21 protein-coding genes are annotated in these 21181 nt (G+C 67.7%); 7 read left to right on the top strand and 14 right to left on the bottom strand.

Annotated features, from left to right (window positions below; all coding sequences use genetic code 11):
• Complete coding sequence (locus tag FXO18_RS11620; RefSeq protein ID WP_149361245.1) at nt 1-1260, top strand: Rv3212 family protein; 1260 nt, start codon at nt 1-3, stop codon at nt 1258-1260.
• A gap of 27 nt (nt 1261-1287) precedes the next feature.
• Here the strand turns inward: FXO18_RS11620 and FXO18_RS11625 are convergent, their stop codons facing one another.
• Together FXO18_RS11625 and FXO18_RS11630 are read right to left on the bottom strand one after the other, a co-directional pair.
• A complete protein-coding gene (locus FXO18_RS11625) occupies nt 1288-2091 on the bottom strand; it encodes a ParA family protein (protein WP_149361246.1) in 804 nt (267 codons plus the stop codon).
• 90 nt (nt 2092-2181) lie between these two features.
• Complete coding sequence (locus FXO18_RS11630; protein WP_149361247.1) at nt 2182-2610, bottom strand: hypothetical protein; 429 nt, start codon at nt 2608-2610, stop codon at nt 2182-2184.
• 123 nt (nt 2611-2733) lie between these two features.
• On the opposite strand from FXO18_RS11630, the gene FXO18_RS11635 reads away from it, so the two are divergent.
• The gene (locus tag FXO18_RS11635; protein WP_149361248.1) at nt 2734-3696 is read left to right on the top strand and encodes a diacylglycerol/lipid kinase family protein; all 963 of its coding nucleotides are present in this window, start codon (nt 2734-2736) and stop codon (nt 3694-3696) included.
• A gap of 326 nt (nt 3697-4022) precedes the next feature.
• A complete protein-coding gene (locus FXO18_RS11640; protein WP_149361249.1) occupies nt 4023-4277 on the top strand; it encodes a WhiB family transcriptional regulator in 255 nt (84 codons plus the stop codon).
• A gap of 100 nt (nt 4278-4377) precedes the next feature.
• On the opposite strand, the gene FXO18_RS11645 is transcribed toward FXO18_RS11640, so the two are convergent.
• Entirely contained in the window at nt 4378-5934 is a 1557-nt protein-coding gene (locus tag FXO18_RS11645; RefSeq protein WP_149361250.1) for a sensor histidine kinase, read from the bottom strand.
• A gap of 9 nt (nt 5935-5943) precedes the next feature.
• Nucleotides 5944-6159, bottom strand: a complete 216-nt coding sequence (locus tag FXO18_RS11650; RefSeq protein WP_149361251.1) for a biotin/lipoyl-binding carrier protein — start codon at nt 6157-6159, stop codon at nt 5944-5946.
• Between the two features lie 264 nt (nt 6160-6423).
• Here FXO18_RS11650 and FXO18_RS16260 point away from each other — a divergent pair, with 264 nt between their 5' ends.
• A complete protein-coding gene (locus tag FXO18_RS16260) occupies nt 6424-6498 on the top strand; it encodes a 50S ribosomal protein bL37 (RefSeq protein WP_131245889.1) in 75 nt (24 codons plus the stop codon).
• A gap of 248 nt (nt 6499-6746) precedes the next feature.
• On the opposite strand, the gene rsrA is transcribed toward FXO18_RS16260, so the two are convergent.
• The 3 genes from rsrA to FXO18_RS11670 all read right to left on the bottom strand — a co-directional run bounded on the left by rsrA (nt 6747) and on the right by FXO18_RS11670 (nt 8678).
• Nucleotides 6747-7043 carry a mycothiol system anti-sigma-R factor gene (gene rsrA, locus FXO18_RS11660; RefSeq protein ID WP_235900636.1) on the bottom strand — a complete coding sequence of 99 codons (297 nt, stop codon included), beginning with the start codon at nt 7041-7043 and terminating at the stop codon, nt 6747-6749.
• Nucleotides 7044-7072: 29 nt separating this feature from the next.
• The gene (locus FXO18_RS11665; RefSeq protein WP_268884965.1) at nt 7073-7699 is read right to left on the bottom strand and encodes a sigma-70 family RNA polymerase sigma factor; all 627 of its coding nucleotides are present in this window, start codon (nt 7697-7699) and stop codon (nt 7073-7075) included.
• A gap of 217 nt (nt 7700-7916) precedes the next feature.
• A complete protein-coding gene (locus FXO18_RS11670; protein WP_149361254.1) occupies nt 7917-8678 on the bottom strand; it encodes an SOS response-associated peptidase in 762 nt (253 codons plus the stop codon).
• Nucleotides 8679-8776: 98 nt separating this feature from the next.
• Between FXO18_RS11670 and aroA the strand changes: the two genes are divergently transcribed.
• Nucleotides 8777-10045 (top strand): 3-phosphoshikimate 1-carboxyvinyltransferase, encoded by a 1269-nt coding sequence (aroA, locus tag FXO18_RS11675; protein ID WP_149361255.1) that lies wholly within the window; start codon nt 8777-8779, stop codon nt 10043-10045.
• Nucleotides 10042-11037, top strand: coding sequence for a ribosome small subunit-dependent GTPase A (rsgA, locus tag FXO18_RS11680; protein WP_149361336.1), 996 nt, complete (start codon nt 10042-10044; stop codon nt 11035-11037). Before aroA ends, rsgA begins: the two co-directional genes overlap by 4 nt.
• Nucleotides 11038-11065: 28 nt before the next feature.
• Here rsgA and FXO18_RS11685 read toward each other — a convergent pair whose 3' ends face one another.
• The 4 genes from FXO18_RS11685 to FXO18_RS11700 all read right to left on the bottom strand — a co-directional run bounded on the left by FXO18_RS11685 (nt 11066) and on the right by FXO18_RS11700 (nt 15496).
• Complete coding sequence (locus tag FXO18_RS11685; RefSeq protein ID WP_149361256.1) at nt 11066-12370, bottom strand: fatty acid desaturase family protein; 1305 nt, start codon at nt 12368-12370, stop codon at nt 11066-11068.
• Between the two features lie 90 nt (nt 12371-12460).
• A complete protein-coding gene (locus tag FXO18_RS11690; RefSeq protein ID WP_149361257.1) occupies nt 12461-13573 on the bottom strand; it encodes a ferredoxin reductase in 1113 nt (370 codons plus the stop codon).
• Nucleotides 13574-13575: 2 nt separating this feature from the next.
• Nucleotides 13576-14079: a DUF6912 family protein gene (locus tag FXO18_RS11695; protein ID WP_187774328.1), complete on the bottom strand. Its 504-nt coding sequence runs from the start codon at nt 14077-14079 to the stop codon at nt 13576-13578.
• 10 nt (nt 14080-14089) lie between these two features.
• The gene (locus FXO18_RS11700) at nt 14090-15496 is read right to left on the bottom strand and encodes a WS/DGAT/MGAT family O-acyltransferase (protein WP_149361259.1); all 1407 of its coding nucleotides are present in this window, start codon (nt 15494-15496) and stop codon (nt 14090-14092) included.
• Nucleotides 15497-15857: 361 nt separating this feature from the next.
• On the opposite strand from FXO18_RS11700, the gene FXO18_RS11705 reads away from it, so the two are divergent.
• Complete coding sequence (locus FXO18_RS11705) at nt 15858-16358, top strand: Rv3235 family protein (RefSeq protein WP_149361260.1); 501 nt, start codon at nt 15858-15860, stop codon at nt 16356-16358.
• A gap of 127 nt (nt 16359-16485) precedes the next feature.
• Here the strand turns inward: FXO18_RS11705 and secA are convergent, their stop codons facing one another.
• The 3 genes from secA to FXO18_RS11720 form a co-directional block, all read right to left on the bottom strand.
• On the bottom strand, nt 16486-19347 hold the full coding sequence (gene secA, locus FXO18_RS11710; protein WP_149361261.1) for a preprotein translocase subunit SecA: 2862 nt from the start codon (nt 19345-19347) through the stop codon (nt 16486-16488).
• Nucleotides 19348-19493: 146 nt separating this feature from the next.
• Nucleotides 19494-20147 (bottom strand): ribosome hibernation-promoting factor, HPF/YfiA family, encoded by a 654-nt coding sequence (gene hpf / locus FXO18_RS11715; RefSeq protein ID WP_407936469.1) that lies wholly within the window; start codon nt 20145-20147, stop codon nt 19494-19496.
• A 309-nt stretch (nt 20148-20456) separates the two neighbouring features.
• A complete protein-coding gene (locus tag FXO18_RS11720) occupies nt 20457-21119 on the bottom strand; it encodes a ComF family protein (RefSeq protein ID WP_235900618.1) in 663 nt (220 codons plus the stop codon).
• Between the last annotated feature and the right edge of the window lie 62 nt (nt 21120-21181).

Below are 21181 nucleotides of genomic sequence, written 5' to 3' on the forward strand. Positions count from 1 at the left end.
ATGATCGCGCCTGAACGCCGCCGCCGCGCCGATATCGCGGTGGCGGCTCTCCTCGTCGCGGTGCTGGCCGCCGCGGCGCTCGGCGCGTGGTGGGCCAGCCCCGCCCGCCACGCTTCGCTCGTCACCGCTGCGGAACCGATTCCCGAGATCGAGCAAGCGACCGCCGTGCCGGACGCGCTCGTCGAGGCATGGCGCGAGCGCAGTCCTGGATCGACGACGCCCATCGTCGCGCGAGGAGCAGTCATCTCCGTGCGCGCCAACGAGGTCGGGGGCCACGATGCGCGCAGTGGCGCTCAGGCATGGTCCTACCGCCGCGCGGAAGCGATCTGCACCGCCACCTCGACCTGGAACAGGGTGATCGTCGCGTTCCGCGGGCCACGGGGATGCGGCGAGGTCATGTCGTTCGACCCAGCTTCCGGTGAACGCGGTCCTCAGCGCACGAGCGAGGCGGACGCCACGGTGACGATCGAATCGAACGGTTCCCGCTTCGCTTCCTTCGGCCCCACCCGCCTCGAGGGCTGGCGCTCGGACCTCGTGCGAACGGTGGAGACTGGCCGGGTGAGCGCACCGATCGAGCCAGGATTGCAGCCACGCGACGATTGCGAGATCCGCGATGCCGCGATCACGCAGAGCCGCATACCCATGATCGTCCAGTGCCCCGATGACGTGGGCGAGCGACTCGTCATGCTCGCCAGCGACCCCGAGAGCTTCCGCAAGCCCGAGGAGTTCGGCGATGCCCTGCTCACCCGGACCGATGCGACGCTCGGCGAGGTGCCAGGGGTGGACGGCGCGCGCATCGTCTCGGCCTCTCCCCAGTCCACCGTGATCGCGGTGCCCGGGGACCGGCCCGCCCTCGCCATCTTCGACGGCCAGGCAGAACCGCGCGGGCGCCACGATCTTCCCCCACGGGTGCTCGCGGCCGAGGCCTTCGCTGGAGCAACGCTGCCCGCGGTGCTCGATGGGAGCTCGGGCATCGCGGTCTGGGATGCCGGGGCAGGGCTGGTGGCGCTATCGCCGAACGATCAGCGCCCCATCTGGGACTTCCCGGGTTCACTGGGCCAGCCTGCGATGATGGCGGGCAGCCTGCTCGTGCCTGTTCCGTCGGGCATCGCCGTCGTGGATGTCCGCACCGGCGAGCCGATCCGCACCATGGCGGTGGACCGCGATGAGGCGCCGGGCACCGTGAACCTCGCCGTGGTGGGCGATCTGGTCATCGAGCAGCGCGGCGAGACCCTTGTGGCGCTCGCCCCGGGCCCCTAGGACCGGGCTCCCGGCGGCTCCTGCCGGTCAGGAGACCTTGGCGTAGGGGTCGAACGTCGCGAGCGGTGTGCCCTGCTGCCAGTGGTCGAGCAGCTGGCTGGCGAGCGCGCGGTAGGCATCGGCGCCCTTGTTGCGGCGGGCCGCGAGGATCGAGGCACCGGATGCGCTGGCCTCCGCGAACTTCACGGTGCGCGGGATGGGCGGCGCGAGGACAGGGAGCCCGTACCGGTCCGATACGTCAGCGAGGACGTCGCGGCTGTGGGTGGTGCGCGCGTCGTACAGCGTGGGCAGCGCCCCGAGCAGCGACAGGTCGGGATTGGTGATCTGCTGCACCTCCGAGACCGTGCGCAGCAACTGCCCCACTCCCCGGTGCGCGAGGGTCTCGCACTGCAACGGCACGATCACCGAATCCGCGGCGGTGAGCCCGTTGAGCGTGAGCACGCCGAGCGAGGGCGGGCAGTCGATGAGCATGATGTCGAACTCGGGGGCCACGGCGTCGAGCGCGCGGCGGAGGGTGAACTCGCGCCCCGCCCGCATGAGCAGCATGGCCTCGGCGCCGGCGAGATCGATCGTCGACGGCAGCAGGGTCATCCCGTCGCTGGTCTCGAGGACGACGTTGCTGACCTTCTGGGAGCCAACGAGCACGTCGTGCACCGACGCGTCGATGTTGTCGGGGTCGTGACCGAGCGAGAAGGTCAGGCATGCCTGCGGGTCGAGATCGACGATCAGCACGCGTTGCTGCATCGAGGCGAGGGCAGCCCCCAGCGATGCCACTGTGGTGGTCTTGGCGACGCCACCTTTTTGATTGGCGATTGCGAGAACTCTGGTCACGAGTCCTATAGTCCCTGATCAACACGCGCGAAGCGAGGACCGGCGCGGGCGTTTTGCCTGGCGATTCGATATCCGCCACCGGCCGGGGGCTCAGTCGGCGTTGAGCCAGTCGCTCGAGCGCCCGGACATCATCAGCACCAGCGTCAGCACGACGATGCCACCGAGGCCGAAACCGAGGGCGTACTGGTGCGAGGTCGTGATCATCGAGAACACCACGGGCAGCAGGAGCAGCTGCATCACGATCGCGACGGCCCTGCCCCACCTCTTGCCCAGCGCGAGCGCGATGCCACCAGCGAGGACGGCAGCGCCGAGCAGCAAGAACCACGAGGAGAGGGCGATCCCGAAGCGCGCCTCGTTGCCCTCGGACGCGATCGCTCGCGCGGCATACCAGGCACCGAGACCCAGGCATGTGGCGCCCTGCGCCGCGACGATCGCTCCGGCGGCGCGGATGCCCCAGGGCACCGGCAGCGGCAGGGTGTCGTCCGGCTCGGGGGGCATGGCGGGTCCAGTCCTAGGCACCCTGCCAGGGTAAGACAGCGGCGCCGCCGGGTGGTAGCGCGGCAACCTCGGGGCGCGGAGCCGGCCAACCCGCGGCGCCGGGTGGCGCGCTGGTCGCGCGATCACCGGCTAGGCTGAGTCCTCGTGCGCGCCTTGTTGATCGTGAATCCTCACGCGACGACCACCTCGTCAGCTGGCCGTGACCTCATCGGTCACGCGCTCTCGAGCAAGCTCTCGCTGCGCATCAAGCAGACCGCGCACCGTGGCCATGCCGCCGAGCTCGCGGCGGAGGCGACCAAGCAGGGCTATCCGCTGATCATCGTGCATGGCGGCGATGGCACGGTCAACGAAGTCGTCAACGGCATCCTCGAGCCGCCTCGCGAGGGCCTGCTGACCTCGCTGCCGCTCGGCGCGGTGCCCTCGGTGGCGGTGATCCCGGGAGGCTCGGCGAACGTCTTCGCGCGGTCGCTGGGGATCGCGCCGGACCCGCTCGATGCCGCCAACCAGATCCTCGATCTGATCGCGCGGCGGCAGCATCGACGGATCGGGCTCGCGCATTGCGAGGGGCGCTGGTTCCTGTTCAATGCGGGCGTGGGCCTTGACGCGCATGCGGTGCGCGCGGTGGAGAAGAAGCGCGCGTCCGGTCGCCCCGCGACGCCGGGCCGATACATGCGGGCCGCGATGCGGGCGTTCCTGCGGGAGCGGCGGCTCCCTCCGGCGCTGACGGTCGAGCTTCCCGGCGGAGCGGTCCATGAGGGCGTGTATTTCGCGTTCGTCTCGAACGCGAGCCCATGGACATTCATCGATGAGCGGCCCGTGCTGACCAATCCCGGTGTCAGTTTCGACAATGGCCTGGGCGTGTTCGCGATGCGCTCCGCAGGCATTGTCCCGATCGCCAGGGTGGCCCGGCAGATAGTGTTCGGCAGCTCCGGCCCCGCGCACCGTCACCTGTTGCGGGTCGATGATGTGCCCCACGTGCGGGTCCGGGCGTCGCGACCGATGGGGCTGCAGGTGGACGGGGACTACATCGGCATGCGCGATGATGTGGCGTTCCATGCGGTGCCGGACATGCTGGACGTGATCGCGGAGTCCCCTCCCGGCGTGTGATTCTTGACACAGTAGGTTTAGCGGCACTCCGACCGGTAGCGAATCTGGTCGAATTGCCGCACACTGGAGTCTCCGAGCGTAGAACTATTGGAGTGAGCACCACCACACTCCTGTACGAGATTGCGCTACGAAGACGCGCATGTGGGTTCCGCGCAGTGACTTAGGTTACGTCCCAGGGAAAGCTATTGACTTCCCCAGAGATCGTGACACGATTCTTAGTTAACAGCGCGGAAACAATATGGCTACGCGTGGGTAAATTGCTAACAACTACGGTGTGACGCACCCCCCGCCCTCGTGCGCGGCACACCCAGTGAGGAGTACCGATTATGGACTGGCGCCATAGGGCGGTCTGCCGCGACGAGGACCCCGAGTTGTTCTTCCCCGTGGGGAACAGCGGTCCGGCGCTGGCACAGATCGCGCAGGCCAAGATTGTATGCAACCGATGCCCCGTCACCCCGGAATGCCTTTCGTGGGCGCTGGAGTCCGGCCAGGACGCAGGCGTCTGGGGCGGCATGAGCGAGGACGAGCGTCGCGCGCTCAAGCGCCGCAAGGCGCGCACCCGCGCACGCAGCACCGTCTAGCACGACGCTACCGGGAACCTCACCAAGCCGAGGCACTCCCGCGCCGAGCACCAAGCCCGGGGACCATTCGTGGCCCCGGGCTTGCTCGTGCCCGCGCACTTCAGCGCCTCCGCCCGAGCGGCACGCGAAGCAAGGCATCCGTGCCGCCGTCCGCGCTCTCCTGCAACGTGAGCGAGCCCCCGAGCTCGGCCGCGACCAGCGTCCGCACGATCTGCAGGCCCAGCCGGTCGGACTTCTCCAGGCTGAAGCCGTCAGGCAGACCGTTGCCGTTGTCATGGATCACCACATCGAGCGAGCGAGCGGACCGCTCCGCGCGCAGCACGATCTCGCCACGGGAATCGTCCCCATCGGTCGCCGTGGCATAGTGCAGGTCCGCCGTCGCGCCCATGTCGAACGCATGCTCGATCGCGTTCTGCACCAGCTCGGTCAGCACCATCACCAGAGGGGTTGCCTTGTCCGCGGGCAGCACGCCCATGCTGCCCTCGCGCCGCACATCGATAGGCTTGCCGATCGTCGCCACGTCCACCATCATCGGCACCAAGCGATCGATGACCTCATCGAGGTTCACCTGCTCGTCCACCGACATCGACAAGGTGTCATGGACCAGCGCGATGGAGCTCACTCGTCGCACGGACTCCGCCAGAGCCTGGCGCGCCTCCTCGTTCGTCGTCCGCCGCACCTGCAGGCGCAGCAAGGCCGCCACCGTCTGCAGGTTGTTCTTCACCCGATGGTGGATCTCACGGATCGTCGCGTCCTTCGACAGCAGCGCCCGATCACGCCGCTTCACCTCCGTGATATCGCGCACCAGCACGAGCGCGCCGCCCGGGACACCATGGGGGTACAACGGCAACGCGCGGAACAGCACCGTCGCTCCGCGCGCATCGATCTCCATCCGCATGCTCGATTCCCGCGCCGTCACGGCCTTGACCCGCACCGCGAACTCCTGCGCATCGAACGGGTCGGAGATCAGCGGCCGGGTCAGTGCCACGAGGTCATGGCCCGAGATCTCCGTGCTCAAGCCCATCCGGTGGTACGCCGACAACGCGTTGGGGCTCGCGTACTCCGCTACGCCATCGACCCCGATCCGGATCAGCCCGTCCCCCGCCCGCGGGCTCGACTGGATGCCAGCGAGGTCCTCCCGCAGCGGGAAGCTGCCGTCGCAGATCATCTGGCACAGATCGCTCGCGCACGCGATGTAGGCCATCTCCAGGGCACTTGGCACCCGCAGCTGCGCGAGCGAGGAATCCCGCGTGAGCACCGCGATGATCTGCCCGCCCGACCGCACCGGGATGGCCTCGCGCGCAAGCGGCGTGCCCTCGTGCCAGCGGGGGTTGTCCTCGCGCAGGATCTCCCCGCGCAGCATCGCCGCCACGAGCTCGGGGTGGTCCTCCCACTCGACGCCGCTGCTGACGAGGTCGCGCGGATACACCGTCGGCGACGTCGTTGGCCGGCATTGCGCCACGCATACCGCACGGGCCCCCGCTAGATCGTCGGCGCCATCATCGTCCTCGAGGTCCCCGGTGGCGACCCACATGAGGAAGTCCGAGAACGCCAGGTCCGCGATCAACTGCCACTCGCCGACGAGGCGCTGCAGGTGGTTCACGGCCTCGCCGGGCAGGTCGGTGTGCTCGGCGAGCAGCGCGCTCAGAGTGGACACAGGCGGGCCCTAGGAGATGACCGCGATGAGGTCACCCTGCTGGATCACATCATCCTTGGTGACATTCACGACGTCGACCGTGCCGTTGAACTCGGACAAGACGGGGATCTCCATCTTCATCGACTCGAGCAGCACGAGAGTGTCCCCCTCCTTCACGACATCACCAGGATGGACCACGACTTCGAGCACCTTCGCGACCATTTCCGCACGCACATTTTCCGCCATGGGTTCCTCCGCAGCGATATCGATCACACTGATCCCACCAGGCTAGCCCAGTCACTGCCCGCCGCTTCGCACCGGCAGGCAACTCGCGCGCCGCCACGGGCACCGAGCGCACGCAGGAACCGTCGGGGCAGCACGCCCCGGGCAGGCTCGTGGCGGCGCGGACCGGGGCCCTCCGGCAGCTGTGCGGGGCACCCTCCGGCAACGAGTACACTGGATCGGCAACCCAATGCGTGGAAAACCATTTCATGTCCAAGGAGACAGCCCATGAGCAAGCGAGGCCGCAAGCGTCGTGACCGCCGCAAGAACAAGGCAAACCACGGCAAGCGCCCAAACGCCTGAGCATCGAACGCTCTCAGCCGTCACCTGTGGGGCCCGACCACCAAACTGGTCAGGCCCCACAGGTGTATGCGCGGGCTTTTTCGCCCGGAAGCGCCTGACGGCATGCCTACGGCAGCAAACGCGATAGAAACCGAGCAAGTTGCCGCGCGGCTTCTCTCGCGTTTGCCGTTTTCCGGTGCTTTTGCCGTCAGGCATCACTCCGCCGACGGGCAGGCACCGCTCGCCGACCAACGCTCGCGCCCCGGCAGCTACTCCTCGTAGCGGACGCGGGTGACCTCGCCGTAGATGACCTGGCGCCGGATCTCGAGGGTGAGTCGCTCGCGCAGGCTCTCGGGCGCCCGCTCCCCCGCGCACTTGCGGGATAGCATGCGCTTGATCCTCTCCTCGATGCCGTAGTGCTCGAGGCAAGGGCCGCAGTTGTCGAGGTGCGACTGGAGCCGTTCACGGACACCATCGGCGCATTCGTTGTCGAGCAGGAGATAGACGTCAGCCATCACGGCGGAGCAGTCGAGCCCATGCTCGTGATCGTCGTCGTGTGGATCCATGCCGGAGCCGGTGTGATCGTGGGTGCTCATCACGCGTTGTCCTCCTCGCCATTGGCGGCGTTCCGCATGAATCCCCGGTCACGGGCGACATCGGCGAGCGCGGCACGGAGCTGCTTGCGGCCTCGGTGCAGCCTGGACATCACGGTGCCGATCGGCGTTCCCATGATGTCCGCGATCTCCTTGTAGGGGAACCCCTCGACGTCGGCGTAGTAGACAGCCATACGGAATTCCTCGGGGAGTGATTGCAGCGCGTTCTTGATCTCGTCGTCGGGCAGCGCGTCGAGGGCCTCTACCTCGGCGGACTTCAAGCCGGTGGACTGGTGCTCGGCGGATGCCGCCATCTGCCAGTCAGTGATCTCATCGGTGGGATACTGCGCGGGCTGCCGCTGCTTCTTTCGATATCCATTGATGTAGGTGTTGGTCATGATGCGATACAGCCACGCCTTGAGGTTGGTGCCCTTCTTGAACGAGCTGAACGCGGAGTAGGCCTTGAGGTAGGTCTCCTGGACGAGGTCCTCGGCGTCGGTGGGGTTGCGCGTCATCCGCAGCGCGGCGCCATAGAGCTGGTCGATCATGGGCATGGCGTCGCGCTCGAACCGCTCCACGAGCTGCGTGGCGGTCTCCGCGGCGTTATCTGACTCGTCAGTGCCCTCTATCGGGCTGTACTGATTCGCTTTTGGCACAGGCGCCCCTTCGCTGATAGCAGTCTTCAAGACTACCGCCTGCCCGAGGCGCTGATCCACCGGCGCTTCCATGCACAACGAGCCCACGCGACACCTCCACCCAGATTGCCCCTTGCAATATCGTCCGTCCGGTGCAACCTATGGACGAGGGGTTTTGTTCCCAGGCTGGTCACGAGCGACCACCAGCACGCTAGAACAGCGACGGCTCCCCGCCGCCGGGTCCCGGCACGGGCTGGAGGAGCTCGGGCCCATCGTTGCGGACATTGTTGACCAGGGGCCGGACCTCACGGATCTCGATCACCTCCGCGAAGGACTCGCCCGGGCTCTCGAGCAGCGCATCGGGCGGGCCGCCATCGGGGTCGAGCCATTGGTCCCACTGCCCGGCATGGAGCATCAGCGGCATGCGATCGTGGACCGCCGCGAGGTCCCCCACCGCAGCGGTGGTGAGGACGGAGCAGCTCAGCATGGTGGCGCCCTCCCCGGTCCGCTGAGGATCCTTCCAGGGCGACCAGATGCCCGCCGCGTAGAGCCGCTCGCCGTCGCGGCGGCTCATGAAGTACGGGATCTTCGCGGGGCGGCTGCCCGATGCGGCGGGCTTCCACTCGTACCAGCCGTCCATCGGAACGAGGCACCGGTGGCGCGCGTAGGAAGTACGGAATGCCGGCTTGGTGGCCACCGTCTCCGACCGGGCATTGAACAGCAGCGGTCCGGACCGGAGATCCTTGGCCCACACGGGTACAAGCCCCCAGCGCATGGCCCTGATCCTGCGCCGCACGGCTGCCCCGGCATTGTCATCATTATCGGAGTGATCGTGCCGATCGACGACCGCCGCGACCTCCGTGGTGGGAGCGATGTTGTAGCCGGTCCGTGCCGCGCCACCGGTCTCATCGATGGCGTCGAGCTCCTCGGCGAGCGTCGCTGGGTCCGCGGTCACGGCATATCGTCCGCACATGCCTCCATCCTGGCACGTGGCCCCGACAAGAAAGGCTGATCAGCCGACGATCGGCCCCGTTGTCGCGGACGACGCACCGGATGCGGGAAGATGGGCGCATGAGCTCATGGCACGCCCCTCATCACCCGGCCCCGGTCTCCGCCGTCGTTGCCGTTCCCGGATCCAAGTCAGCGACCAACCGGGCACTAGTGCTCGCGGCGCTCGCGGACGGCCCGTCCACGGTGCTGGGAGCGCTCCGCAGCCGGGACACGAACCTGATGATCGAAGGCCTGCGCGCGCTCGGCACCAGCATCACCGAGCAGTCCGCCACCGAGTTGCTGGTGGAGCCCGGCCCGCTGCATGGCACCGAGATCGATTGCGGGCTCGCCGGCACAGTGATGCGGTTCCTGCCCGGGGTCGCAGCGCTCGCGGACGGCGCAGTGCGGTTCGACGGCGATGAGCAGGCCCGCGTCCGCCCGCAAGGCGTGACGCTCGACGCGCTGCGGGCGCTCGGCGCCGACGTCGAAGGATCAGCATTGCCCTTCACCGTCCGGGGCACGGGCGCGGTGCGGGGCGGAGAAGTGACGATCGATGCCTCGGGGTCCTCGCAGTTCGTCTCGGGCCTGCTCCTCGCGGGCGCTCGCTTCGAGCAGGGCGTCACAGTGCGGCATGCCGGCGGCAAGGTCCCCTCCACGCCGCACATCGACATGACCGTGGAGATGCTGGCCCAGGCCGGGGTGACTGTGGAGCGGCCCGATCCCTCCACCTGGCGGATCGCGCCCGCGCCCGTGTCGGCGACCACCTGGGACATCGAGCCCGACCTGTCCAACGCGACGCCGTTCCTCGCGGCCGCCGCGGTCACCGGCGGCTCGGTGACGGTGCCGGGCTGGCCGAAGGAGACGACGCAAGCCGGTGATCAGATCCGTGGCCTGCTCGAGCGCATGGGCTGCGACGTCCGGCTAGACGCGGACGGCCTCACCGTCACGGGCACCGGAGCGCTCGTCGGCGTCGATGCCGATCTCGGGGACATCGGTGAGCTGACCCCCACGGTTGCCGCGCTGGCGGCGCTCGCCGCGTCCCCATCGAGGCTGCGGGGCATCGCGCACCTGCGCGGGCACGAGACTGATCGCCTGGCCGCGCTCGCCACCGAGATCTCGCGGCTGGGCGGGCAGTGCGTGGAGACCGACGACGGGCTGGAGATCACCCCGGTGCCGCTGCACGGCGGCCTATGGCATGCCTACGCCGATCACCGGATGGCCACCGCCGGGGCGATCCTCGGGCTGGTCGTGCCTGGAGTGGAGGTCGATGACATCGGCACCACCGCCAAGACGCTGCCGGGCTTCGACGGGATGTGGAGCCGCATGCTCGAAGGGGGCGATCCACGCTGAGCCGTCGCCGCTACGACGAATCGGATGTGCGCATCCGTCCGGGCAAGGGCACCCGGCCGCGCACCAAGACCCGCCCCGAGCACCTCGATGCCGAGCGGGCCCTCGTGGTCTCGGTGGATCGGGGCCGCTGGGGCTGCATGGTCCTCGACGGCGAGCCTGGCCAGCGCCTAGTAGTGGCAATGCGGGCGCGCGAGCTTGGTCGGACGCCGATCGTGGTGGGCGACCACGTGGGCATCGTTGGGGACACCAGTGGCACCCACGACACCCTGGCGCGCATCGTGCGCCTCGAGGACCGCACCAGCGTGCTGCGCCGCACGGCTGACGATACCGACCCGTTCGAGCGGATCGTGGTGGCCAACGCCGAGGTCCTGCTGATCGTCGTCGCGGCCGCGGATCCCCCGCCCCGAACGGGCTTCGTGGAACGAGCGCTGATCGCCGCGTACGTGGGCGGCCTCAAGCCAGTGCTGTGCGTCACCAAGAGCGATATCGCGGACCCGAGCACCTTCACCGCGCACTTCGACGGCCTGGACCTCCCCATCGTGACCACGGGCGTCGAGGATGCTCTCGAGCCGCTGCTCGAACACATCTCCGGGACCATGTCCGCGATGATCGGCCATTCCGGGGTGGGCAAGTCCACCCTGGTCAACCGGCTGGTCCCCGACGCGTACCGGGCGACCGGGCGGGTATCGGGCATCGGCAAGGGCCGGCACACGTCTTCGCAGTCGGTCGCCCTCGCCCTGCCGTGCGGCGGATGGGTGATCGACACACCAGGAGTACGTTCCTTCGGCCTCGCCCACATCGGTGTGGAGGATGTGGTCGCGGCGTTCGAGGACCTCACCGAGATCGTGGAGCGCTGCCCGCGCGGCTGCGGGCACCTCGGGGAACCGGAGGATCCGGGATGCGCGTTCGATCAGCTCGACGGCGCCGTGCTGCGCCGGGCGATGGCGGTGCGCCTGCTGCTCCAGGCCCTCGGGACCAACGAGCACTGGTGACGCTGGGCGCCTGGCTAGCGCGCTAGGGTCAGGCCGCGACGGGCTGCTCGATCGGCTGCCGCTCCGGCTGCCCGGTGATGGCCTGGCGCAGGGCGAGCACGATCCCCCGGCGCTTGCGACGCGCGGCCAGAGCGGTCCGCAGGCCACGCCGGGCACCGGTGACCGGGTCAGCACCGATGAAGGTGTCGCGGATTCCTCCGGCGATGCGGAACCGCAGCTCGGAGTTCGTCTCGGGGGCAGCATCGGTGGTGCCGGCGAGGAACCGATCCGGCAGGGCCAGCTTGACGATGGTGCGCCAGGTCTGCAGGTACATCCGCGGGAACGAGGCCATCGTGTAGGGCAGGTCATACTCGTCGGCGAGCACCTGCACCCGCTTGGAGATCTCCTCGAGCCGGTTGCTGGGCAGATCCGGGAACAAATGGTGCTCGATCTGGTAGCACAGCGTGCCGCTCATGAACCGCATGATCGGGCCCGCCGTGAAGTTGGCGGAACCGAGCATCTGGCGCAGGTACCACTCGCCCTTGGTCTCGCTGAGGTACTGCTCCTGGGTGAACTTCTCGGCTCCGTCGGGGAAGTGCCCGCAGAAGATGATGCCGTGCGCCCAGACGTTGCGAATGATGTTGGCGCCGATGTTCGCGGCCAGGGTGGTGAGGAATGCCGGGCCGGTGAGCGCGGGGAAGAACAGGTAGTCCTTGGCCACCTGCTTGCGGATCTTGCGCAGCACCTCGTCGCGCTGCTCCGCGAACTCATCCATGTCCTTCAGGCCCGCCGCGACGTTGGCGAGCTCGAGATGCTGGACGGCGACCCCATACTCGAACAGCAGGGCAAGAACAAGGTTGTAGATCGGGTTGCCGAGGTTGAATGGCTCCCACTCGCTATCGCGGGTGACGCGAAGCAGGCCGTAGCCCACATCGGGGTCGAGGCCGATGATGTTGGTGTACTTGTGGTGCAAGTGGTTGTGGGTCTGCTTCCAGTGCGCGGAGGGATCGCAGATGTCCCATTCCCACGAGCTGCTATGGATCTCGGGATCGTTCATCCAGTCCCACTGGCCGTGGATGACGTTGTGGGCGATCTCCATGTTCTCCACGATCTTGGAGATGCCCAGGCCAACGGTGCCGAGCAGCCATGCGGGCGGGAACCAGCTCGCGAAGAGAACGCCACGGCTCGCGATCTCCAGGCCGCGCTGGAACCGGATGGTATTACGGATATAGCGAGCGTCGCGCTCACCGAGCGACCCCTCGATGTCCGCACGGATCTGGTCGAGCTCGCGAGCGAGCGCCTCGACATCCTCGGTGGTGAGGTGCGCGTACTCCTTGATATCTGTGATGGCCATCGGGAACCGTCCTTGGCAGAGCGACAACGTGGGCCTACCGGTGCGCAGGCTGCTAGACCGTAGGCTACGGCATTCTCGGTGCGATCTGGCTCATAGCACGAGCTGGCAATCCCCGGCCGCGACGGAGATGCAGGTCTTGATCCGCTCCCCCGGGCTGGCCTCCCGGCCACTGCGCAGGTCGCGCGCGAAACCGTCGCCTAGTTGCGCGACACAGGTATGACAGATGCCCATCCGGCATCCGAACGGCATCCGGACCCCTGCCAGCTCGCCGGCCTCGAGCAGTGTGGTCGCGCCGTCGACCGCGATCTCCTTGCCAGACAGCCCGAAGCGCACCGTCCCGCCATCGGTCGCGTGCGCGGTGCGGCCCACCGAGAACCGCTCCACATGCAGCCGGTCCCCCGCGCCCTCCGCCTGGTACTGCGACTCCATCGCATCGAGGAGCCCCTGCGGACCGCACGCCCACGCCTCTCGGTCCCGCCAGTCCGGCGCGAGGACGTCGAGCATGGCTGGGGTGAAAAATCCGCGATCGTCGGTCAGCTGCAGGTGCAGCCGGTAGCCGGGCCGCGCCTCGTGGCGGGCGAGCTCCCCGCGGAACATCACATCGCTCTCCCGGGGCGCGGAGTGCACATGGACGATGTCCGGTGCTCCGCCACGACTGTCGAGTGTTCGCAGCATGCTGACCACCGGGGTGATGCCACTGCCTGCGGTGACGAACAGGATCTTGCGCGGAGGGGGCTCGGGGAGCACGAACTCGCCCTGCGGCGCAGCGAGCCGGATGATCGTGCCCGGCCTCACCCCGTCGACGAGGTGGGACGACAGGAACCCCTCCGGCATGGCCTTCACCGCTATCGAGATGAATCCGCCGCCCTCGCGCGGGGAACTCGTCAACGAGTAGGACCGCCAGTGCCACCGGCCATCGACCTCCAGCCCGATGCCCACGAACTGCCCGGCCCGATAGCGATGATCGAAGCCCCAGCCGGGCTTGATCACCACCGTCGCGGAATCCGCGGTCTCGGCGCGCACCTCCACCACCTGGCCACGCAGCTCCCGTGCGGACCACAGCGGATTGATCAGGTGCAGATAGTCATCCGGGATCAGCGGGGTCGTCAATCGGGTCAGCGCCGCGCGGGCGGCGTGGAGCCGGCGATCAGCTACCGCCGGAAGGTCCTCGATCGGCTTCTCCAGCCACTTCCACAGCCTCATGGCTACAAGAGCTCGAGAAGGAAATGCAGCTCCTGCGTCGCGTACCAGGCCAGATCATGATCCTCCACGTCACCGAGCGCGAGCTCGGCGTCCTCGTCCCCGAGGTCAGCCTGGTCGATCACCGGCAGCACGCGCGCGATCGCGGCCTCGGCGGCGGACAGGTCGATATGCGCGCTCGCCACTTCAGCAAGCAGCACCGGACCGGCGACCTTCACCACGGCATCGTCGAGATCGGGCCGCAGCACCACGTCCTCGGCATCGACTGCCAGCACCGCGCGCCGCAGCACGGGTTCCCCGGCGGCGTCGGTCTCGGCAGCGAGCAGGCGCAGCGAACCACGACCAGCATCGCGCATCGCTACCTCGGCAAGCTCCTCCTCGTCGCCGGAGGCATACGCCTCCCGCAGCGCCGGGGTCACCGCGAAGGCTGTCCCCCCGACCGGGAGCAATTGCTCATCCGCGACAAGCTGCTGCAGCATGCTGATCGTGACCGGCACATAGATCCGCACTCGAACTCCTTCAGCCACACGCTTCGCGCAGCTCATCGAGCGACTCGGCGAGCATCGACGCGAACACATCAACGTCGGACATCGCTCCCCGATCCGCGTTCAGCCCAAAATAGATCCGACCGTTGTACGACGTCACACCGATGGAGAGGGCCTGGTTCTTCACGAGCGGCGGCACCGGGTACATCTCCGTCATCCGAACCCCGGCCGAGTAGAGCGGCGACTGCGGGCCGGGGGCGTTCGTGATGATCAGGTTGAACACCCGCTGCGGGAACGAGCTGGCGACGCGCGCGCCCATCGCATGCAGCGTCGCGGGGGCGAAGCCGGAAAGCTGCACCAGCGTCCCCGCATCCACGGACCGTCCCGAATGGGCATGGACCTCCGTTGCATGGGCCACCTGCGAGAGCCGCACCACCGGGTTCGGCTCCCCCACTGGCAGATCGATCAGGAAGGACGAGACATTGCGCCGTGCCTCGCCGCCCGTGCCATCGAACGCGCCCTCGAGGTACACCGCCATCGGCACCAGCGCGCGGACCGTCGACGACGCCGACACAGGCTCGCCCCGCGAGACGAGCCAGTTGCGCAGCGCGCCAGAGATCACCGACAGCACCACATCATTGACCGTGCAGCCATAGCGAGCGCGGATGCGGCGGAACTCGTCCAGCGAGCTCGCCGCCACCGCGTAGCGGCGATTCCGGGAAATAGTGACATTGAGCGGGCTCGTGGGGGCCGTGCTCGCCGCCGACCACACCATCGAGGCAACCTTGCCCGCGCCCTGCGCGACCTTCCCCACCGTCGCCGAGACGTCCTTCGTGGCCATGCGCAACGTGTGCATGCCATCGCGCGGGCGGGATACGAGATCCATGACGGCGCCTGCCACCAGCCGGAGATCACCAGGCTCGCGCTCCGGCATCCACAGGTCATCCGAGAGCTCCGCCGGGCGTGGCTTGCGATCGAAGATCACCTGCCCGATCTCCATGTTCTCGAGGCCATCGACCAGCGATTCATGCGACTTGATGAAGATGGCCGAGCGACCGGACGACAGCCCCTCGACGAGATACATCTCCCACAGCGGGCGGGACCGATCCAGCGGGCGCGAGACGAGCCGCGCGATCAGGTCATGCAGCTGCTCATCGTCGCCCGGGCGCGGCAACGCCGAGCGACGCACGTGATAAGTGATGTCGAAATCCGCGTCATCGACCCATACCGGCCGCCCCAGGCCACGCGCTACCTCGCGCACCTTCTGGCGGTACTGCGGCACCAGCCCGATCCGCTCCTCGACGAGGTTGAGCAAGCTGTCATAGTCGAGCTGCTCCTCATCGGTGCTCTGGAAGATCGCGAGCGTGCCCACATGCATGGGCGTCGTGCTCTCCTCCATGTAATAGAACGAGGCGTCGAGATTGGACAGCTTCTTCACCACAGCACGACCTCCCGGACCACCATGCAGGCGCGCCGCTGGGCGCCACCCTGCACCGGGCGCGCATCAACACCGCGCGACGCGGAAACCCTTCTCACGACACCCCCGATGTAGCGGCGCGGACACACCGGCACCAAGCTTGTAATCTCCCTCACTCACGCTTTCTCAGCGATACCGCACCACAGACTACCCGGTTTGGCCGCGCCATGTCCGGCCCAGCGGGTCGGCGGCCGAGCGCGCTTGACAGAACAAGGTACTCTATTGCTGCCTCGCTCCTCTCCGCGCGGCCGCTAGACCACGTAATGGACGATACGGGCACCGTCGCGAACGGTCCCCGTATCACAGCGGACACGGAGGGACCTTCATGGCCACATCAGCACCACGCCCCATCCCGCGCCTCGACGGCGCGCGCATCGGCGCCCCACCACGCAGCGAGCCCGCGCCCGGTCGGCACGCGCCCCCGTGCGGCGGCCCACGCCGGCTCCCTGGCACCTCCTCGGCCCGCCGCGCCAGGCCCCTCAACCGCCGCACCGATGAGCAGCGCGACGAGCAGCACTCCGCGCGCGCCGCCGCAGCCGCGCTGTTCCGGCTCATCGTCGATGTGCTCGATCAACGGCGCGATACCGGCCACCTCAGGCGCGCGGCAGCACCCGCGGTGATCGCGCTGCTCGCCGAGCGATCCCGTCTGCATGGCACCGGCACGCCACCAGCGCGGATCCTCAGCGTGCATGTGCGCCCCGTCTCGGAAAGGTGCATCGAGGCCTCATGCACGTGCGCGCGCGGCGAGCGCGCGTTCGCCCTTGCCGCGCGGTTCGAGACTGGGCGCGACGGGTCCTGGCAGTGCACCGCGCTCGAGCTCGGATAGGCGGGGACGAGGGCGCCCGAAACAGGGGCACCAGTGTGCGAAAAGCGACAGTGATCCTGAAGAATCCTGTCGCTTTTCGCACACTCGCTCGACGTCCGCGCCCGCCTAGCGGCGCACCCCTAGTTGCCTAGCGGCGAAGCCCGCGGGTGGCCTTCTTGCGTTCTTTCTCGGCCTGGCGACGCACGCGACGGTTGGTGCTCACGCCTTCCTCGACGGTGTTGCTCTCGCCACGGACCTGCGTCTCGCCTGTCTCGGAGGGGCCGCTGTAGGTGAGCCGCGGTGGCTGCTCATCCTCATCGAGCCCCTTGGCCTGCACAGCCGCGGGTTGCGGCGTGCTGCTGGCCGCGGGCTGTGCAGGAGCGGGTTCCTGGGCGGGCCGTGCTGGCGCTGCGCCCTGAGCCTGCCGGGCGCGCGAGGCGGCCGCGGCCTGGGCGAGCGGGCTCGCGCCCGCACCGGTGAGCCCGGCCGCGGGCTGGACCGTCCGGGAGGGCTGCTGCTCGATCGAGACGTTGAACAGGAAGCCGACGACTTCCTCCTTCACACCGTCGATCATGCCGGTGAACATGTCGTAGCCCTCGCGCTGGTACTCGACGAGCGGATCGCGCTGCGCCATCGCGCGCAGGCCGATGCCTTCCTTGAGATAGTCCATCTCGTAGAGGTGCTCGCGCCACTTGCGATCGAGCACGGACATCAGCACGCGACGCTCGAGCTGGCGCATCGCGCCTTCCCCGGCGACGGCCTCGATGTCGGTCTCCCGCTTGGCGTATGCCTTGTGGCAATCCTCGAGGAGCGCGTCGAGAAGCTGCTCGCGAGTAAGGTCCGAATGCTCTCCGGGCTTGGTCTCGCCCGCGAGCTCCTGCCAGCCGAAGCTCACCGGGTACAGCGTCTTCAATGCCGCCCAGAGCTGCTCGAGGTCCCAGTCCTCGGCGAAGCCCTCAGCGGTGGCACCGTTGACGTACGCGGTGATGACATCGTCGATCATGTGACTGATCTGGCCATCGAGCGCTTCGCCGCGCAGGATGCGGTTGCGCTCGGCGTAGATGACCTTGCGCTGCTGGTTCATCACCTCGTCGTACTTGAGGACGTTCTTGCGGACCTCGAAGTTCTGCTGCTCCACCTGGGTCTGCGCGGACCGGATCGAGCGGGACACCATCTTCGACTCGATGGGCACGTCCTCGGGCAGGTTGAGCCGGGACATGATGACCTCGACAGCGCCGAAGCGGCGCATCAGCTCATCGCCGAGGGAGAGATAGAACCGGGATTCACCGGGGTCGCCCTGGCGGCCCGAGCGTCCACGCAGCTGGTTATCGATACGACGCGACTCGTGCCGCTCGGTGCCGAGGACATAGAGTCCTCCAGCCTCGCAGACCTTCCGTGCCTCCGCCGAGACTTCTGCGCGGACGTCGTCGATCTGGGCATCCCACTTGGCCTGGTACTCCTCGTCGTGCTCGACGGGATCGAGTCCCATGGCGCGCAGCCGCATATCGAGGATGATCTCGGGGTTGCCGCCGAGCACGATGTCGGTACCACGGCCGGCCATGTTGGTCGCCACCGTCACCGAGCCCGCGCGCCCGGCCTCGGCGATGATCTGCGCCTCCTGCTCGTGATACTTCGCATTGAGCACGCTGTGCTTGATCTTGCGCTGCTGCAGCAGCTGCGAGAGGTACTCGGAGCGCTCCACGCTGGTGGTGCCCACGAGCACGGGCTGGCCCTTGTGGTGGCGCTCAGCGATGTCATCAGCGACGGCATCGAACTTGGCTCGCTCGGTCTTGTAGATCAGGTCTGACTGGTCCACGCGCTGCATCGTGCGGTTCGTCGGGATGGACACCACGCCGAGCGAATAGATCTGGTGCAGCTCGGCCGCCTCGGTCTGGGCGGTGCCGGTCATGCCCGAGAGCTTGTCGTACATGCGGAAGTAGTTCTGCAGGGTGATCGAGGCGAGAGTCTGGTTCTCGGCCTTGATCTCCACGCCTTCCTTGGCCTCGATGGCCTGGTGCATGCCCTCGTTGTAGCGGCGGCCCTGCATGATGCGCCCGGTGAACTCATCAACGATGATGACCTCGCCATCGCGGACGATGTAATCCTTGTCCTTCTGGAACAGCTCCTTCGCCTTGATGGCGTTATTGAGGTAGCTGACGAGGGGCGAGTTGGCGGCCTCATACAGGTTCTCGATGCCGAGCTGGTCCTCGACGAACTCGACACCAGCCTCGTGCACGCCGATCGTGCGCTTCTTGATGTCCACCTCGTAGTGGACGTCGGGCTTCATCAGCGGGACGATGCGAGCGAACTCGCCATACCACTTGGAGGATCCATCGGCCGGGCCCGAGATGATCAGCGGCGTGCGGGCCTCGTCGATGAGGATCGAGTCCACCTCATCGACGACGGCGAAGTTGTGGCCGCGCTGCACGAGCTCCTCGGTGGAGTGCGCCATGTTGTCGCGCAGGTAGTCGAAACCGAACTCGTTGTTGGTGCCGTAGGTGATGTCTGCCTTGTAGGCGGCCCGCCGCTGGGCTGGCGTCATGCCCGACAGGATCGAGCCGACCTCGAGGCCGAGGAACCGGTGCACGCGGCCCATCCACTCGGAGTCACGCTTGGCGAGGTAGTCATTGACGGTGACCACATGCACGCCCTTGTCCGCAATGGCATTGAGGTAGGCGGGCAGCACACAGGTGAGGGTCTTGCCCTCACCGGTCTTCATCTCGGCGATATTGCCGAGATGCAGCGCCGCGCCTCCCATGACCTGGACATCGAAGTGCCGCTGGGACAGCACGCGCGACGACGCCTCCCGCGCCACGGCGAACGCCTCGGGCAGCAGGTCATCGAGCGATTCCCCGGCTTCATGGCGGCGCTTGAACTCGTCGGTCTTCGCGCGCAGCTCATCATCCGACAGCTTCTCCACGTCGGGCGAGAGCGTTCCAATGTGGTCCGCGATGACCTGGAGCCGCTTGACCATACGGCCTTCGCCCACTCGCAGCAGCTTCGAGAGCATGTACAGGTTTCCTCAATCGTCGTCGTGACAGCGTGCACCCGGGCGGCGTGGCCACCGCCGGGCGGCATCCCGCCATGGAAAATCCGGCTAGGCATCCACCTAGCCGGACTCCATGGTAGAGCGCGGATCGTGATCCGTCGCTTTCCTCAAGCCAGCCTGATCAAACCGTAGTCGAAGGCATGGCGCCGATACACCACCGAGGGGCTGTCTGAATCCACATCATGGAACAGGTAGAAGTCGTGCCCCACGAGCTCCATCTCGTACAGGGCCTCGTCGACGGTCATGGGCTTGGACGAGTGCACCTTCGTGCGCACGATATGCCCAGGGCCTGGATACTCCTCGATCCCGTCGTCCGGCACGCTGGCTGCCGCAGCCACCATGTCCTCATCGGTGCTGCGCTCCCAGGCATTGCCATTGAGCGCGGGGGATCCCGGTTCGAGCATGGGCTCGGGGGCCATCGCTGCCGTAGCCTCGGCCACCGAGATCGGTGTGCGACTACCATGATGGACCTTGCGCCGATCACGCGTCTTGCGGAACCTGCTCTCGAGCTTGTCCACCGCGATCTCGAGCGCTGCGTAGAAATTCTCGGCCGACGCCTCCGCTCGGATGACAGGCCCCTTGCCCCGCGCGGTGATCTCGATGCGCTGGCAGTGCTTGGCCTGGCGTCGGTTCTTCTCGTGCTGGAGCTCGACGTCATAGAGATGGACATCGTGGTGAAACCGCTCGAGCCGGCCTACCTTCTCCTCGATATGGAGCCGGAAATGATCGGGAACCTCGACGTTTCGGCCCTTGACAACAATGTCCGCGTGATTGCCGCGATCCTCGGTGGCCTCGTCGAGCCCTACCGGCTCGCCGTTTCGGGCCCGGACAAGATCCGCTTGAGAAACAGTCGACACAATACCTCCCAGATTCCGCTGCTCACCGTTCCTGCGGTGTCAGCTGCAGTGCGAGAGTGCCGGGGACCTGCTCAACCGCACCCGGCACAAGGGATCGATGACGTCACCTCCCCAGATCGCCGTGCTATGGGTTGTGAACGCGACGGTAGTACGTCGTTTCCCGTCGCGCTACCGATCGGACCGAAAAGTCACGGAAAATTTGCCTGGGCCCGCTCAGGCCGCGGCAAGCACCATTGCCTCGCGCACAGGAATGCCGGATTTTCGCAGTACACGGACTGATTCCGCGAGCAGCGCCCCGGTGGTGACCACATCGTCGATGAGAACGACACGGCCACGCGGCGCCTGGGCGGCAGTAGAAAGGAGGCCTCCGCGCGCACGGACCCGCCCCTGTACATTCGCCGCGCGCTGTCGTGCCGTCAGGCCCACCGAATCCCGTGCCCGCCAGTGCAGGGCAAGCGCGCGCTCCATGGCAGCATCTCCTCCGCCGAGATCCTCGAGCAGGCGCGCGCATTGCGATGCGAGATCAGCGATCGCATCCCGGCCCCTCATGCGCGTGGCCCACCAGCGGCTCGGCGCGGGCAGGAGCACGGTGCGGCCCGCTCCCCCGGTTGCGGTGGCAGCCAGGGCGTGGGCCATCCGGTACGCGAGCACCGGCGCGAGATCACTGCGTCCGTGCTCCTTCCATCCGGAGAGTGCCCGGCGCAGCGGGCCCCGGTGCCGGGCCAGCGTCCATACCGGCACGCCGGGATCATGCCGGGGCATCCAGCGCGCTGGCTCCCATGGCACGGTCATGTCGCACGCGCCGCACCAACTGGTTCCGGGTGTTCCGCATCCCCCGCATTCGCGGGGCAGGATGAGCTCCATCAAGGCCTGCATGCCACGATCCTGCGGCATCACCGCCGCCCGGATCGATAGCGATAGCGAATCTGTGGATAACC

Source organism: Lolliginicoccus suaedae (assembly GCF_008312885.1).
Lineage (GTDB): Bacteria > Actinomycetota > Actinomycetes > Mycobacteriales > Mycobacteriaceae > Lolliginicoccus > Lolliginicoccus suaedae.

Bases quoted from the DNA above. Each gene is read 5' to 3' on its own strand.
- secA (WP_149361261.1), bottom strand. From the start codon at position 19,347: ATGCTCTCGAAGCTGCTGCGAGTGGGCGAAGGCCGTATGGTCAAGCGG.
- FXO18_RS11640 (WP_149361249.1), top strand. From the start codon at position 4,023: ATGGACTGGCGCCATAGGGCGGTCTGCCGCGACGAGGACCCCGAGTTG.
- FXO18_RS11670 (WP_149361254.1), bottom strand. From the start codon at position 8,678: ATGTGCGGACGATATGCCGTGACCGCGGACCCAGCGACGCTCGCCGAG.
- FXO18_RS11620 (WP_149361245.1), top strand. From the start codon at position 1: ATGATCGCGCCTGAACGCCGCCGCCGCGCCGATATCGCGGTGGCGGCT.
- FXO18_RS11690 (WP_149361257.1), bottom strand. From the start codon at position 13,573: ATGAGGCTGTGGAAGTGGCTGGAGAAGCCGATCGAGGACCTTCCGGCG.
- FXO18_RS11685 (WP_149361256.1), bottom strand. From the start codon at position 12,370: ATGGCCATCACAGATATCAAGGAGTACGCGCACCTCACCACCGAGGAT.
- FXO18_RS11705 (WP_149361260.1), top strand. From the start codon at position 15,858: ATGGCCACATCAGCACCACGCCCCATCCCGCGCCTCGACGGCGCGCGC.
- rsrA (WP_235900636.1), bottom strand. From the start codon at position 7,043: ATGGATCCACACGACGACGATCACGAGCATGGGCTCGACTGCTCCGCC.
- FXO18_RS11720 (WP_235900618.1), bottom strand. From the start codon at position 21,119: ATGCAGGCCTTGATGGAGCTCATCCTGCCCCGCGAATGCGGGGGATGC.
- FXO18_RS11650 (WP_149361251.1), bottom strand. From the start codon at position 6,159: ATGGCGGAAAATGTGCGTGCGGAAATGGTCGCGAAGGTGCTCGAAGTC.
- aroA (WP_149361255.1), top strand. From the start codon at position 8,777: ATGAGCTCATGGCACGCCCCTCATCACCCGGCCCCGGTCTCCGCCGTC.